Origin of the sequence: Variovorax paradoxus B4 (assembly GCF_000463015.1) — a bacterium.
In the GTDB taxonomy this organism is placed as follows: Bacteria; Pseudomonadota; Gammaproteobacteria; order Burkholderiales; family Burkholderiaceae_C; genus Variovorax; species Variovorax paradoxus_E.
Window position 1 is genome coordinate 5,186,909 of the sequence record NC_022247.1, and the last position, 15,592, is coordinate 5,202,500.

General features: G+C 56.9%; 7 protein-coding genes, 2 tRNA genes and 5 rRNA genes (1 of these 14 only partly in view). 5 read left to right on the forward strand and 9 right to left on the reverse strand.

Annotation, left to right across the window (positions count from 1 at the left end):
* Nucleotides 1–15: 15 nt before the first annotated feature.
* On the reverse strand, nt 16–744 hold the full coding sequence (locus tag VAPA_RS24145; protein WP_021012635.1) for a GNAT family N-acetyltransferase: 729 nt from the start codon (nt 742–744) through the stop codon (nt 16–18).
* Between the two features lie 109 nt (nt 745–853).
* Nucleotides 854–1,327: an Lrp/AsnC family transcriptional regulator gene (locus VAPA_RS24150; RefSeq protein ID WP_021012636.1), complete on the reverse strand. Its 474-nt coding sequence runs from the start codon at nt 1,325–1,327 to the stop codon at nt 854–856.
* 157 nt (nt 1,328–1,484) lie between these two features.
* Between VAPA_RS24150 and hppD the strand changes: the two genes are divergently transcribed.
* From hppD to VAPA_RS24175, 5 genes are all read left to right on the forward strand, one after another.
* The gene (hppD, locus tag VAPA_RS24155; protein ID WP_021012637.1) at nt 1,485–2,612 is read left to right on the forward strand and encodes a 4-hydroxyphenylpyruvate dioxygenase; all 1,128 of its coding nucleotides are present in this window, start codon (nt 1,485–1,487) and stop codon (nt 2,610–2,612) included.
* Nucleotides 2,613–2,640: 28 nt separating this feature from the next.
* Nucleotides 2,641–3,435, forward strand: a complete 795-nt coding sequence (locus tag VAPA_RS24160) for a transporter substrate-binding domain-containing protein (protein WP_021012638.1) — start codon at nt 2,641–2,643, stop codon at nt 3,433–3,435.
* 15 nt (nt 3,436–3,450) lie between these two features.
* Nucleotides 3,451–4,329 (forward strand): phenylalanine 4-monooxygenase, encoded by an 879-nt coding sequence (gene phhA, locus VAPA_RS24165; RefSeq protein WP_021012639.1) that lies wholly within the window; start codon nt 3,451–3,453, stop codon nt 4,327–4,329.
* Nucleotides 4,330–4,474: 145 nt separating this feature from the next.
* On the forward strand, nt 4,475–6,169 hold the full coding sequence (locus VAPA_RS24170) for a long-chain-fatty-acid--CoA ligase (RefSeq protein WP_021012640.1): 1,695 nt from the start codon (nt 4,475–4,477) through the stop codon (nt 6,167–6,169).
* Nucleotides 6,170–7,099, forward strand: coding sequence for an MBL fold metallo-hydrolase (locus tag VAPA_RS24175; RefSeq protein ID WP_021012641.1), 930 nt, complete (start codon nt 6,170–6,172; stop codon nt 7,097–7,099).
* A 106-nt stretch (nt 7,100–7,205) separates the two neighbouring features.
* Here VAPA_RS24175 and rrf (VAPA_RS24180) read toward each other — a convergent pair.
* The 7 genes from rrf (VAPA_RS24180) to VAPA_RS24210 all read right to left on the reverse strand — a co-directional run.
* Nucleotides 7,206–7,318 (reverse strand): 5S ribosomal RNA (rrf, locus tag VAPA_RS24180).
* Nucleotides 7,319–7,446: 128 nt separating this feature from the next.
* Nucleotides 7,447–10,319 (reverse strand): 23S ribosomal RNA (locus VAPA_RS24185).
* Nucleotides 10,320–10,641: 322 nt separating this feature from the next.
* Nucleotides 10,642–10,717 (reverse strand) — tRNA-Ala (locus VAPA_RS24190).
* Between the two features lie 29 nt (nt 10,718–10,746).
* Nucleotides 10,747–10,823 (reverse strand) — tRNA-Ile (locus VAPA_RS24195).
* Nucleotides 10,824–10,902: 79 nt separating this feature from the next.
* Nucleotides 10,903–12,437, reverse strand: a 16S ribosomal RNA gene (locus tag VAPA_RS24200).
* Nucleotides 12,438–12,982: 545 nt separating this feature from the next.
* Nucleotides 12,983–13,095 (reverse strand): 5S ribosomal RNA (rrf, locus tag VAPA_RS24205).
* Nucleotides 13,096–13,223: 128 nt separating this feature from the next.
* Nucleotides 13,224–15,592 (reverse strand): 23S ribosomal RNA (locus VAPA_RS24210); it runs 504 nt beyond the window's last position.
* The 16S, 23S and 5S rRNA genes sit together here with 2 tRNA genes alongside, the layout of an rRNA operon.

The window sequence follows — 15,592 nt, forward strand, 5'->3', positions numbered from 1 at the left end:
GCCTTTTTCGGGTATTCAGGGCGCAGATTTGCTGCGCGCGTCCCGCATGCCGCTGCGCACTTCCTGCAGGCTGGCGAGAAAGGCCCAGAACTGCTTGGCGCGGGTCTTGAGGTGGTAGTCGACCGCCGCGTACTGTTCGAGCGCGATTTCGCTCATGCGGCTGTCGAAGGTGGCGCTCGGCAGCTGCAGATGCGCTTCGGATTCCGAACCGCTGCGCACCACGGTGGCGCCGGCGTTGCGGGCGATCTTCAGCATGGCGGCGTTTTCGCTCAGCGCATGGATGAACAGCATGCCCACGCCTTCGTTGCGCGCCACGACCACGGCACGCTCGAACAGGCGGGCCCCGTAGCCGCGGCCGCGCGCATGCGCAGCCACCGACACGCCGAATTCGGCGCAGTCGCTGTGCTGCTCGTCCGGCGCGAACGCCAGGTGGGCCATGGCGATCAGGTCGAGCCGGCGGTTGTAGATGCCGAAGAGTTCGTCGCGCTCGAAATCGAGCCCGTCGACGTAGCGCTGAATCTGCTCGTCTCCCGCGGCGTAGCCGAAGCGCAGGTAGCGGTCGTGCGGGGTCAGCGCCAGCAGGTGCTGCGCGATGCGGTCGCGCTCGCGCGGGCCGATCGAGCGGATCGGCACCATGACGGGTTGTGGCGCGAAGGTCGCGCGCGGTTGCGCCTCAACCATCGGCGCCTTCAGGAAAGAGCCGAGGCCGAGAGACGCCTTCAGAAGGGTCTTGGCGGTAAGCATGGCTCAAATATAAGGGTTTTCCCTTAAACACCAAGCCAGCAGGGGTACTTTGGGGCCACATTCGTGAATCAATACCAGAGGGCGTGTCGTTCACGCAACCAATTCGTGGCTAAACCGGTACAGCCGTTGTGGCCTTGACACGGTCGAGCACGAAGCTGGTCTTGCAATCCTCCACGCTGGGGTGCTTGAGCAGGGTATCCATGATGAAGCGGCTGTAGTGCCCCATGTCGGCGACCACCACGCGAAGCAGGTAGTCCATGTCCCCGGTCAGGGCCGCGCACTCGACCACTTCGGGCCAGGTCTGGACGCTGGCGCGGAATAGGTCCATGGGATTGCGCTTGTGGCTCTCGGTGTGCTTTTCGAGGCGCACGTTGAGGTAGGCGGTCAGGCCCAGGCCGATGACTTCGGGGCGCACGAGCGCGACGTAGCGGTCGATGACGCCGCTCTCCTCCAGCCGCTTGACGCGCCGGAGCACGGCGCTGGGAGAAAGGCTGACCTGCTCGGCGATCTGGTCGTAGGTGGCGCGTCCGTCTGCTTGCAGCGTGCGCAAAATAAGCCTATCAATCTTGTCGAGTGCTTCCATCCTTTGATTTTCGCAGTTTTACTGCGTCCGGCCCATCTTCAGCGCCCAATAACGCTGAAAACGTGAGTGGCATCCACTCTACAGTGCAGCACTGGCCGTTCTCGCCCATTCGTTCGCTATCTCATTCATTCGAGCCCCACTTCTGGAGACCCCACACATGAGCCACATCGACGCCCCCGCCTTCACGCCCTGGGAGAACCCCATGGGGACCGATGGCTTCGAATTCATCGAGTACGCGGCACCGGATCCGGTCGCGATGGGCAAGGTGTTCGAGCGCATGGGCTTCACGGCCGTGGCCAGGCATCGCCACAAGAACGTGCTGCTGTACCGCCAGGGCACGATCAATTTCATCGTGAACGCCGAGCCCGACTCGTTCGCGCAGCGCTTTGCGCGCGAACACGGCCCGAGCGTCTGCGCCATCGCCTTCCGCGTGCAGGACGCCAAGCAGGCCTACGAACGGGCGATCTCGCTCGGCGCATGGGGCTTCGCCGACAAGGCCGGACCTGGCGAGCTGAACATTCCCGCCATCAAGGGCATCGGCGACAGCCTGATCTACCTGGTCGACCGCTGGCCCGGCAAGAACGGCGCGAAGCCGGGCGACATCGGCAACATCGGCTTCTACGACGTCGATTTCGAGCCGCTGCCGGGCGTGGCCTCGCAGGATGCGCTGGCGCCCAAGGGCAACGGCCTGACCTACATCGACCACCTCACGCACAACGTGTACCGCGGCCGCATGAACGTCTGGGCCGGCTTCTACGAGAAGCTCTTCAATTTCCGCGAGATCAAGTACTTCGACATCGAAGGCCAGGTGACCGGCGTGAAGAGCAAGGCCATGACCAGCCCCTGCGGCAAGATCCGCATCCCGATCAACGAAGAGGGCAAGGAGCAGGCGGGCCAGATCCAGGAGTACCTGGACATGTACCACGGCGAAGGCATCCAGCACATCGCGATGGGCTCGAACAACCTGTACGAGACCGTCGACGCGCTGCGCGCCAACGGCGTCACCCTGCTCGACACCATCGACACCTACTACGAGCTGGTCGACAAGCGCATTCCCGGCCACGGCGAAAGCGTGGCCGAGCTGCAGAAGCGCAAGATCCTGATCGACGGCAAGAAGGACGCGCTGCTGCTGCAGATCTTCAGCGAGAACCAGCTCGGCCCGATCTTCTTCGAGTTCATCCAGCGCAAGGGCGACGACGGTTTCGGCAACGGCAACTTCAAGGCGCTGTTCGAAAGCATCGAGCTCGACCAGATGCGCCGCGGCGTGCTGTCGGCCCCAAAATAGGCGCCTCTTTCACTGGCCAGGAGCCCCCATGCGCAGCACGTTTTCGATCGGCTTGACCCTCATCGCGGCAGCCGCCGTTCTTTCCGGTTGCGCAATGGCGCCGGCCACCCCCGCGGCCGGCTCGCACCTCGACACGGTGCAGAAGGCTGCGGCGCTGCGTATCTGCACGCCGGGCGACTACAAGCCCTTCAGCTTCCAGAAGACGGATGGCTCGTTCGAAGGCATCGACGTCGATCTCATGACGGGCTTCAGCGCCAGCCTCGGCGCGAAGCCCGAATGGGTCAAGACCACCTGGGCCAACCTGCTGCCCGACCTCGGCGCCGGCAAGTGCGACATTGCGGTGGGCGGTGTTTCCGTGACCACCGACCGGCAGAAGCGCGCGTTCTTCAGCGCGCCCTACATGGTGAACGGCAAGGCGCCCATTGCACGCTGCGCCGACGTCGCCAAGTACCAGAGCGTGGCCGACATCGACAAGCCGTCGACGCGGGTCATCTTCAATCCGGGCGGCAGCAACGAGCGCTTTGCGCGTGCCAACTTCAAGCAGGCCAAGCTCACGCTGCACGGCGAGAACGTGACGATCTTCGACGAGATCCTTGCCAATCGCGCCGACGTGTTCGTGACCGAGTCTGCGGAAGCCATCACGCAGCAGAAGCTCAAGCCGGGCCTGTGCGCGATCAACCCCGACAAGCCGCTGCAATACGGCGAAATGGCCTGGATGCTGCCGCGCGACGACGTGGCCTTCAAGGCGTACGTCGACCAATGGCTGCACCTGCAGCAAGCCGGCGGCGACTTCCAGCGCGTGATGAACCGCTGGCTCAAGTAATCAGAGAGCATTCTTATGGACACCCCTGCAGCAGCCGCTGTCGTCACGCCCGCCGTCTACGGCGCTTCGGACCGTCCGCCGCGCGGCGACTACTCGCGCGGCGGCGCGGTGCATGCCGACTACACCTGCCCGCAGGACTGGGCCAGCTACACGCCGGCCGACCACGAGACCTACAAGCGGCTCTACGAGCGGCAGGCCGCGCAGTTGCCGGGCCTGGCCTGCGATGCATTCATCAAGGCCCTGCCCTCGCTGGGCGTGAAGGAACGCATCCCGCGCTTCGAGGAAATCAACGTGCGGCTGCACCGCGCCACCGGCTGGGAAATCGTCGCGGTGCCGGGGCTGATTCCCGAGCTGCCGTTCTTCACCTTGCTTGCGAACCGCAAGTTTCCGGTGACCGACTGGATCCGCAAGCCCGAGGAGTTCAACTACATCGTCGAGCCCGACGTGTTTCACGACCTGTTCGGCCATGTGCCGATGCTGTTCGACCCCGTCTTTGCCGATTACGTGCAGCGCTATGGCCAGGGCGGCATCAAGGCACACGAGCTCGGCGCGGGCGAGAAGCTCGCGCGGCTCTACTGGTACACGGTCGAGTTCGGCCTGATCCGCCAGACCGACGGGCTGCGCGCATACGGCGCCGGCATCCTGAGCTCCGTGGGCGAGCTGCAGCATGCCGTGCGCAGCGGCGAGCCGCACCGGCTGCCGCTCGACCTGCTGCGCGCCATGCGCACGCGCTACAAGATCGATACGTATCAGGCCAACTACTTCGTGATCGAGAACTTCGCGCAGCTCTTCGAGCTCACGGCACCCGATTTCACGCCGCTCTACCAGGCGCTCGAGGTCCTGCCCGACATTCCGCCTGGGGTGCTGCTGCCGGGCGAGTCCGGCAAGGCCTGAAATCGCTCCTTGCGAACTGACTGCCGCGGCATGCATGCGCTGCCGTGCACTATCGCGTGCGCGACAGCGCATGCCCTGCTCCTAGGACAAGCCCGCTGGCGGCTGAGTGTGTCTGGCTCCCACAATCCGCGCAAAAGGAGCTTGCATGCAGACATCCGCGCGACGACAGAACTACCCGGCCGACGTGCCGCACGAGATCGATCCCGAGCAGTACCGGTCCCTGCCTCATATGTTCGACGAGGCATTCGCCCGCTATGCCGAGCGGCCGTTCTCGGTCTGCATGGAACGCTGGATGTCCTATGGAGAGCTCGACACCTTGTCGAAGGCCTTGGGCGCGTGGCTCCAGTCGCTGGGCCTCGCGCCTGGCGCACGGGTCGCCATCATGCTTCCCAACGTGCCCCAGTTCGCCGTCACGATGTGCGGCGTGCTGCGCGCGGGCTATACCTGCGTCAACGTCAATCCGCTCTACACGGCGCGCGAACTCGAGCACCAGCTCAAGGACTCGGGCGCCACGGCCATCGTCATCCTCGAGAACTTCGCCGCAACGCTGGAACAGGTGGTCGAGCGCACGCCGGTCAAGCATGTGATCGTCACTTCGATGGGCGATCTGCTGGGCGGCCTCTATGGCGCGTGGATCACGGTCGCGGTTCGCCACTTGGCGAAGATGGTTCCGCCGTACAAGCTGCCTCTGGGCAACGGTCGTACCGTCACGCCTTTTTCCAAGGTCATCGAAGACGGGCGTGGACGTGGGCTTGCGCCGGATCAGAGCACCCTCGATTCGGTCGCATTCCTGCAGTACACCGGCGGCACGACGGGTCTGTCCAAGGGCGCGGTGCTGACCCACCGCAACATCGTCGCGGCCACGCTGCAGGCGGAAGCCTGGTTCACGCCGGCGCTGTCGCGGGCGGGCGACCTGTCGAAGGTCAACAGCATCGCGGCGCTTCCGCTCTATCACATCTTCGCGCTGACGCTCTGCCTCCTGGTCATCCGCCAGGGCTCGCACATGACGCTGGTCCCCAATCCACGCGACTTCGACAAGTTCATCGCGGTGCTCAAGAAGCGTCCCTTCCACATGCTGCCCGCGGTGAACACGCTCTTCAATGCGCTCCTGATGCATCCCGGATTCAAGTCGATCGATTTCTCCACGCTGTTCGTGTCGCAAGCGGGCGGAATGGCCGCATCCGAGGGCACGGCGCGGCGGTGGTTCGAGGCCACCGGCTGCCCGATGATCGAAGGCTGGGGCATGAGCGAGACCTGCGCGATCGGCACCAACAACCCGGTGTCGAACACCCAATTCACGGGCACCATCGGCTTGCCGCTGCCGAGCATCGAGATCGCCATCAAGGACGATGAAGGCAACTCCCTGCCCGTGGGCGCACCGGGCGAGCTCTGCATCAGGGGCCCCAACGTCATGGCCGGCTACTACAACCAGCCCGCCGAAACCGCGGCGGCCTTCACGGCCGATGGCTTCATGCGCACCGGCGACATTGCCGTCATGCAGGAGGACGGCTACAGCCGCATCGTCGACCGCAAGAAGGACATGATTCTGGTGAGCGGCTTCAACGTCTTTCCAAACGAACTGGAGAACGTGATCTCGCTGTGTCCTGGCGTCGTCGAGTGCGCCGCCGTCGGTGTCCCGGACGAAAAGCAGGGCGAAGCGATCAAGGTCTTTGTCGTTCGCAGGGACGCGGCGCTCACCGAAGAGGCCGTGCTTCAATACTGCAATGGACAGCTCACCGGCTACAAGCGACCGAAGCACATCGAATTCCGGGACTCGCTGCCGAAGACCAATGTCGGGAAGATCCTGCGGCGCGAGCTGCGCGCCGGCGCGAGCGCCTGAATGAGCGATGGTGCCGCGGCCGGGCTGCCGGCGAATCTCGTTGTCTTCGAGCGCGGCTGGCTTTCTTCGAACAACATCCTGCTCATTGGGGCCGACGAAACCGCGCTGGTCGACACCGGGTATGCCACGCATGCCGACCAGACCCTGGCGCTGGTCGAATCGTCTCTGGGAATCCGGCCGCTCGACCGGATCGTGAATACGCATCTGCACAGCGACCACTGCGGTGGCAACGCGGCCTTGCAGCAGCGCTATCCGGCGCTCCTGACGGACATTCCACCCGGAGAGGCGGCGCTGGTGGAACAGTGGGATGAGCGCGGGCTGAGCTTTCTTGCGACGGGACAGACCTGTCCACGGTTCCGATTCACCGGCCTGCTGCAGCCAGGGACGGAATGCGTGCTCGGCGGCAGCCCGTGGCAGGTGCACGGCGCACCTGGCCACGATCCTCATTCGGTCATCCTGTTCGACCCCGCTTCACGGACGCTGATCTCGGCAGATGCCTTGTGGGAGAGCGGTTTTGGCATTGCCTTCCCTGAACTCGCGGGCGAACCCTCGTTCGGGGACCTTGCTGCCACGCTGGATCGGATCGAGATGCTGGGGCCGCTGCAGGTGATCCCTGGGCACGGGCGCGTCTTCAATGAAGTCGGCAGCGCCTTGACCACCGCGCGTCGACGGCTCGAGGGTCTTCAGCGCGATCCTGTGAAGCACGCGCGGCACGCCATCAAGGTGTTGATGAAGTTCAAGCTGCTGGAGGTCCAGTCCATTGCCCTTGACGACTGGAAAGCCTGGATTCGGAGCACGCCGTATCTGGATGCGATTCGCTCGCGCTTCTTTGCCGATGCGGAATTGGAGCAATTGGCAGGAGATGTCTTGCACGAGCTGATCGTTGCGGGTGCGGCCGAGATGGACTCTTCGGGTATCCGCAATACCTGATCCTTTGCCGCAGCAATAAAAAAGCGCGTCACCGGGAGATGACGCGCTTTTAAAGCTGCAAAGAAAAAGCCCAACACGCTGTGTTGGGCTTTTCCTGGCTGTAAGAGCCTGACGATGACCTACTTTCACACGGGAACCCGCACTATCATCGGCGCTGACGCGTTTCACTGTCCTGTTCGGGATGGGAAGGAGTGGTACCACGTCGCTATGGTCATCAGGCATAACTTGTTGTCTGTCTGATCACATGATCAGGCAAACGAATTCATAGAGTTTGGAATCAGCTTTTGGCGAATTATTTTGAATGCGTCAACTTGGCATAACACCTTGATCTGATTGATCAAAGTTATAGGGTCAAGCCGCACGAGCAATTAGTATCAGTTAGCTTAACGCATTACTGCGCTTCCACACCTGACCTATCAACGTCCTGGTCTTGAACGACTCTTTAGGGGGCTCAAGGCCCCGGCAGATCTCATCTTGAAACGAGTTTCCCGCTTAGATGCTTTCAGCGGTTATCTCTTCCACACTTAGCTACTCGGCAATGCCACTGGCGTGACAACCGATACACCAGAGGTGTGTCCACTCCGGTCCTCTCGTACTAGGAGCAGGCTTCCTCAAATCTGCAGCGCCCACGGAAGATAGGGACCAAACTGTCTCACGACGTTTTAAACCCAGCTCACGTACCTCTTTAAATGGCGAACAGCCATACCCTTGGGACCGGCTACAGCCCCAGGATGAGATGAGCCGACATCGAGGTGCCAAACACCGCCGTCGATATGAACTCTTGGGCGGTATCAGCCTGTTATCCCCAGAGTACCTTTTATCCGTTGAGCGATGGCCCTTCCATACAGAACCACCGGATCACTATGTCCTGCTTTCGCATCTGCTCGACTTGTCAGTCTCGCAGTTAAGCACGCTTATGCCATTGCACTATCGTCACGATGTCCGACCGTAACTAGCGTACCTTCGAACTCCTCCGTTACGCTTTGGGAGGAGACCGCCCCAGTCAAACTGCCTACCATGCACTGTCCCCGATCCAGATAATGGACCTAGGTTAGAACCTCAAACACACCAGGGTGGTATTTCAACGTTGGCTCCACAAGATCTAGCGACCCTGCTTCAAAGCCTCCCACCTATCCTACACAGATCTGTTCAAAGTCCAATACAAAGCTACAGTAAAGGTTCATGGGGTCTTTCCGTCTTTCCGCGGGGAGATTGCATCATCACAAACATTTCAACTTCGCTGAGTCTCAGGAGGAGACAGTGTGGCCATCGTTACGCCATTCGTGCAGGTCGGAACTTACCCGACAAGGAATTTCGCTACCTTAGGACCGTTATAGTTACGGCCGCCGTTTACTGGGACTTCAATCAAGAGCTTGCACCCCATCATTTAATCTTCCAGCACCGGGCAGGCGTCACACCCTATACGTCCACTTTCGTGTTTGCAGAGTGCTGTGTTTTTAATAAACAGTCGCAGCCACCGATTTTTTGCAACCCATTCATGCTTCGTTGTTCACTACACACTAATAGGGCACACCTTCTTCCGAAGTTACGGTGTCAATTTGCCGAGTTCCTTCTCCTGAGTTCTCTCAAGCGCCTTAGAATACTCATCTCGCGCACCAGTGTCGGTTTGCGGTACGGTCGTATATAGCTGAAGCTTAGTGGCTTTTCCTGGAACCTCGTTCAGTCACTTCGCGAGCAAGCTCGCTCGATCGTTGGCCTCGGTATATGTGCACCGGATTTGCCTAATGCACGCCTACATCCAACTAAACCGGGATATCCAACACCCGGATGACCTATTAAGATCCGTCCCCACATCGCACTATATAACGGTACAGGAATATTGACCTGTTTCCCATCAGCTACGCATCTCTGCCTCGCCTTAGGGGCCGACTCACTCTACGCCGATGAACGTTGCGTAGAAAACCTTGCGCTTACGGCGAGGGGGCTTTTCACCCCCTTTAACGCTACTCATGTCAGCATTCGCACTTCTGATACCTCCAGCACGCTTTACAACGCACCTTCACAGGCTTACAGAACGCTCTCCTACCACTTGCAATAAATTGCAAATCCGCAGCTTCGGTAACTGGCTTAGCCCCGTTACATCTTCCGCGCAGGACGACTCGATCAGTGAGCTATTACGCTTTCTTTAAATGATGGCTGCTTCTAAGCCAACATCCTGACTGTTTTAGCCTTCCCACTTCGTTTCCCACTTAGCCAATTTTAGGGACCTTAGCTGGCGGTCTGGGTTGTTTCCCTCTTGAGTCCGGACGTTAGCACCCGGTGCTCTGTCTCCCAAGCTGTACTCATCGGTATTCGGAGTTTGCCTTGGTTTGGTAAGTCGCCATGACCCCCTAGCCAAAACAGTGCTCTACCCCCGATGGTAATACTTGAGGCACTACCTAAATAGTTTTCGGAGAGAACCAGCTATTTCCAAGTTTGTTTAGCCTTTCACCCCTATCCACAGCTCATCCGCTAGTTTTGCAACACTAGTCGGTTCGGACCTCCAGTACCTGTTACGGCACCTTCATCCTGGCCATGGATAGATCACTTGGTTTCGGGTCTACACCCAGCGACTGATCGCCCTATTCGGACTCGATTTCTCTACGGCTTCCCTATTCGGTTAACCTTGCCACTGAATGTAAGTCGCTGACCCATTATACAAAAGGTACGCAGTCACCCCTTACGAGGCTCCTACTTTTTGTAAGCACGCGGTTTCAGGATCTATTTCACTCCCCTCCCGGGGTTCTTTTCGCCTTTCCCTCACGGTACTAGTTCACTATCGGTCGATGATGAGTATTTAGCCTTGGAGGATGGTCCCCCCATATTCAGACAGGATTTCTCGTGTCCCGCCCTACTTGTCGTTAGCTTAGTACCACACAGGTCATTTCACGTACGGGGCTATCACCCGCTATGGCCAGCCTTTCCAAGCTGTTCCGTTATGTCTTGTGCTATCACTAACAGGCTCTTCCGATTTCGCTCGCCACTACTTTCGGAATCTCGGTTGATGTCTTTTCCTCGAGCTACTGAGATGTTTCAGTTCACCCGGTTCGCCTCGCATGACTATGTATTCATCATGCGATACCTTTCGGTGGGTTTCCCCATTCGGAAATCTCCGGATCAAAGCTAATTTGCCAGCTCCCCGAAGCTTATCGCAGGCTATCACGTCCTTCGTCGCCTATCATCGCCAAGGCATCCACCACGTGCTCTTATTCACTTGACCCTATAACTTTGACGTTTCTTTCGAAACTACAAAATCATCACAAGGAATATGTCAGGCCTCTCACCTGACGCGTTATGCCGTTACATTCAATTCGATTTGACTCGAAATTGAAGTTTCTTTTGACGCAATCAAAAATTCTATGTTGCTGATGGCACGGTCTGCACTAAACCTTTACGAATGTGCAGTTTCCATCAGCAACGCTGATTCGACTCTATGAATTTTTAAAGAACAGCCGATTGATCAAGAGATCTCGATCAACAACAAAGAAGCCTCATGCCTGAGCAGGAAGCCGCTTTGGTGTTGAATTTAAGTATCGCATTATTGGTGGAGGATGACGGGATCGAACCGACGACCCCCTGCTTGCAAAGCAGGTGCTCTCCCAGCTGAGCTAATCCCCCAAAACTCTCACACGAGAAATCAGAAGATTTGGTGGGTCTAGTTGGGCTCGAACCAACGACCCCCGCCTTATCAAGACGGTGCTCTAACCAGCTGAGCTACAGACCCAATCGAGAATCAACGAAGATTTCGACTTCTTCCAACAACCGATAAGTGTGGGCGTTTAAATTAAATTGCTTGTTTCCAGAAAGGAGGTGATCCAGCCGCACCTTCCGATACGGCTACCTTGTTACGACTTCACCCCAGTCACGAACCCTGCCGTGGTAATCGCCCTCCTTGCGGTTAAGCTAACTACTTCTGGCAGAACCCGCTCCCATGGTGTGACGGGCGGTGTGTACAAGACCCGGGAACGTATTCACCGTGACATTCTGATCCACGATTACTAGCGATTCCGACTTCACGCAGTCGAGTTGCAGACTGCGATCCGGACTACGACTGGTTTTATGGGATTAGCTCCCCCTCGCGGGTTGGCAACCCTTTGTACCAGCCATTGTATGACGTGTGTAGCCCCACCTATAAGGGCCATGAGGACTTGACGTCATCCCCACCTTCCTCCGGTTTGTCACCGGCAGTCTCATTAGAGTGCCCAACTAAATGTAGCAACTAATGACAAGGGTTGCGCTCGTTGCGGGACTTAACCCAACATCTCACGACACGAGCTGACGACAGCCATGCAGCACCTGTGTTACGGTTCTCTTTCGAGCACTAAGCCATCTCTGGCGAATTCCGTACATGTCAAAGGTGGGTAAGGTTTTTCGCGTTGCATCGAATTAAACCACATCATCCACCGCTTGTGCGGGTCCCCGTCAATTCCTTTGAGTTTCAACCTTGCGGCCGTACTCCCCAGGCGGTCAACTTCACGCGTTAGCTTCGTTACTGAGTCAGTGAAGACCCAACAACCAGTTGACATCGTTTAGGGCGTGGACTACCAGGGTATCTAATCCTGTTTGCTCCCCACGCTTTCGTGCATGAGCGTCAGTACAGGCCCAGGGGATTGCCTTCGCCATCGGTGTTCCTCCGCATATCTACGCATTTCACTGCTACACGCGGAATTCCATCCCCCTCTGCCGTACTCCAGCAATGCAGTCACAGATGCAGTTCCCAGGTTGAGCCCGGGGATTTCACAACTGTCTTACATTACCGCCTGCGCACGCTTTACGCCCAGTAATTCCGATTAACGCTTGCACCCTACGTATTACCGCGGCTGCTGGCACGTAGTTAGCCGGTGCTTATTCTTACGGTACCGTCATTAGCCCTCTTTATTAGAAAAGGCCGTTTCGTTCCGTACAAAAGCAGTTTACAACCCGAAGGCCTTCATCCTGCACGCGGCATGGCTGGATCAGGCTTTCGCCCATTGTCCAAAATTCCCCACTGCTGCCTCCCGTAGGAGTCTGGGCCGTGTCTCAGTCCCAGTGTGGCTGGTCGTCCTCTCAGACCAGCTACAGATCGAAGGCTTGGTGAGCCTTTACCTCACCAACTACCTAATCTGCCATCGGCCGCTCCATTCGCGCAAGGTCTTGCGATCCCCTGCTTTCATCCGTAGATCTTATGCGGTATTAGCACAGCTTTCGCTGCGTTATCCCCCACGATTGGGCACGTTCCGATGTATTACTCACCCGTTCGCCACTCGCCGCCAGGATTGCTCCCGCGCTGCCGTTCGACTTGCATGTGTAAGGCATGCCGCCAGCGTTCAATCTGAGCCAGGATCAAACTCTATAGTTCGATCTTGATTTTTTTCGCTCTTTCGAGCAACTCATAAAAACGGAATTGAAGTGAACTTCACTTCTATTCTCATGAGCGTTTTAAGTCTTGCGACTTGTTCCGAAGAACTTACGCAATTACCTTCAAACGCCCACGCTTATCGGCTGTAAATTTTTAACGAACCCCGAAGCAACTTTTCGTTTACTTCGTCTTGCTTGCTGTGATCAGCGAAGCCTTGTAGTCTATCACGGTTTTTTAAGTACCGTCAAACTTTTTTCGCTTTCTTCAACTTCTTTTCGCACCCCGCAACCTTCGCTGCGAGACGCTGAAGCTGCTTCAGCGGAGCCTTCGATTATGCACTGTTTTTTCAAACCGCGTCAACTTCGAAGAAGATTTTTTCTTCAGGCCTCCTGGCAGCCGGCTCACTGGGAGCCTGCGGCCTGGAGCTGCTCGCAGCGCCCCGAGGGGCGCCGTGTCGCTTGCCTTTTTGTGTGAGCACTTTTGGGGTGCTCACACAAAAAGGAAAAAGCCCAACACGCTGTGTTGGGCTTTTCCTGGCTGTAAGAGCCTGACGATGACCTACTTTCACACGGGAACCCGCACTATCATCGGCGCTGACGCGTTTCACTGTCCTGTTCGGGATGGGAAGGAGTGGTACCACGTCGCTATGGTCATCAGGCATAACTTGTTGTCTGTCTGATCACATGATCAGGCAAACGAATTCATAGAGTTTGGAATCAGCTTTTGGCGAATTATTTTGAATGCGTCAACTTGGCATAACACCTTGATCTGATTGATCAAAGTTATAGGGTCAAGCCGCACGAGCAATTAGTATCAGTTAGCTTAACGCATTACTGCGCTTCCACACCTGACCTATCAACGTCCTGGTCTTGAACGACTCTTTAGGGGGCTCAAGGCCCCGGCAGATCTCATCTTGAAACGAGTTTCCCGCTTAGATGCTTTCAGCGGTTATCTCTTCCACACTTAGCTACTCGGCAATGCCACTGGCGTGACAACCGATACACCAGAGGTGTGTCCACTCCGGTCCTCTCGTACTAGGAGCAGGCTTCCTCAAATCTGCAGCGCCCACGGAAGATAGGGACCAAACTGTCTCACGACGTTTTAAACCCAGCTCACGTACCTCTTTAAATGGCGAACAGCCATACCCTTGGGACCGGCTACAGCCCCAGGATGAGATGAGCCGACATCGAGGTGCCAAACACCGCCGTCGATATGAACTCTTGGGCGGTATCAGCCTGTTATCCCCAGAGTACCTTTTATCCGTTGAGCGATGGCCCTTCCATACAGAACCACCGGATCACTATGTCCTGCTTTCGCATCTGCTCGACTTGTCAGTCTCGCAGTTAAGCACGCTTATGCCATTGCACTATCGTCACGATGTCCGACCGTAACTAGCGTACCTTCGAACTCCTCCGTTACGCTTTGGGAGGAGACCGCCCCAGTCAAACTGCCTACCATGCACTGTCCCCGATCCAGATAATGGACCTAGGTTAGAACCTCAAACACACCAGGGTGGTATTTCAACGTTGGCTCCACAAGATCTAGCGACCCTGCTTCAAAGCCTCCCACCTATCCTACACAGATCTGTTCAAAGTCCAATACAAAGCTACAGTAAAGGTTCATGGGGTCTTTCCGTCTTTCCGCGGGGAGATTGCATCATCACAAACATTTCAACTTCGCTGAGTCTCAGGAGGAGACAGTGTGGCCATCGTTACGCCATTCGTGCAGGTCGGAACTTACCCGACAAGGAATTTCGCTACCTTAGGACCGTTATAGTTACGGCCGCCGTTTACTGGGACTTCAATCAAGAGCTTGCACCCCATCATTTAATCTTCCAGCACCGGGCAGGCGTCACACCCTATACGTCCACTTTCGTGTTTGCAGAGTGCTGTGTTTTTAATAAACAGTCGCAGCCACCGATTTTTTGCAACCCATTCATGCTTCGTTGTTCACTACACACTAATAGGGCACACCTTCTTCCGAAGTTACGGTGTCAATTTGCCGAGTTCCTTCTCCTGAGTTCTCTCAAGCGCCTTAGAATACTCATCTCGCGCACCAGTGTCGGTTTGCGGTACGGTCGTATATAGCTGAAGCTTAGTGGCTTTTCCTGGAACCTCGTTCAGTCACTTCGCGAGCAAGCTCGCTCGATCGTTGGCCTCGGTATATGTGCACCGGATTTGCCTAATGCACGCCTACATCCAACTAAACCGGGATATCCAACACCCGGATGACCTATTAAGATCCGTCCCCACATCGCACTATATAACGGTACAGGAATATTGACCTGTTTCCCATCAGCTACGCATCTCTGCCTCGCCTTAGGGGCCGACTCACTCTACGCCGATGAACGTTGCGTAGAAAACCTTGCGCTTACGGCGAGGGGGCTTTTCACCCCCTTTAACGCTACTCATGTCAGCATTCGCACTTCTGATACCTCCAGCACGCTTTACAACGCACCTTCACAGGCTTACAGAACGCTCTCCTACCACTTGCAATAAATTGCAAATCCGCAGCTTCGGTAACTGGCTTAGCCCCGTTACATCTTCCGCGCAGGACGACTCGATCAGTGAGCTATTACGCTTTCTTTAAATGATGGCTGCTTCTAAGCCAACATCCTGACTGTTTTAGCCTTCCCACTTCGTTTCCCACTTAGCCAATTTTAGGGACCTTAGCTGGCGGTCTGGGTTGTTTCCCTCTTGAGTCCGGACGTTAGCACCCGGTGCTCTGTCTCCCAAGCTGTACTCATCGGTATTCGGAGTTTGCCTTGGTTTGGTAAGTCGCCATGACCCCCTAGCCAAAACAGTGCTCTACCCCCGATGGTAATACTTGAGGCACTACCTAAATAGTTTTCGGAGAGAACCAGCTATTTCCAAGTTTGTTTAGCCTTTCACCCCTATCCACAGCTCATCCGCTAGTTTTGCAACACTAGTCGGTTCGGACCTCCAGTACCTGTTACGGCACCTTCATCCTGGCCATGGATAGATCACTTGGTTTCGGGTCTACACCCAGCGACTGATCGCCCTATTCGGACTCGATTTCTCTACGGCTTCCCTATTCGGTTAACCTTGCCACTGAATGTAAGTCGCTGACCCATTATACAAAAGGTACGCAGTCACCCCTTACGAGGCTCCTACTTTTTGTAAGCACGCGGTTTC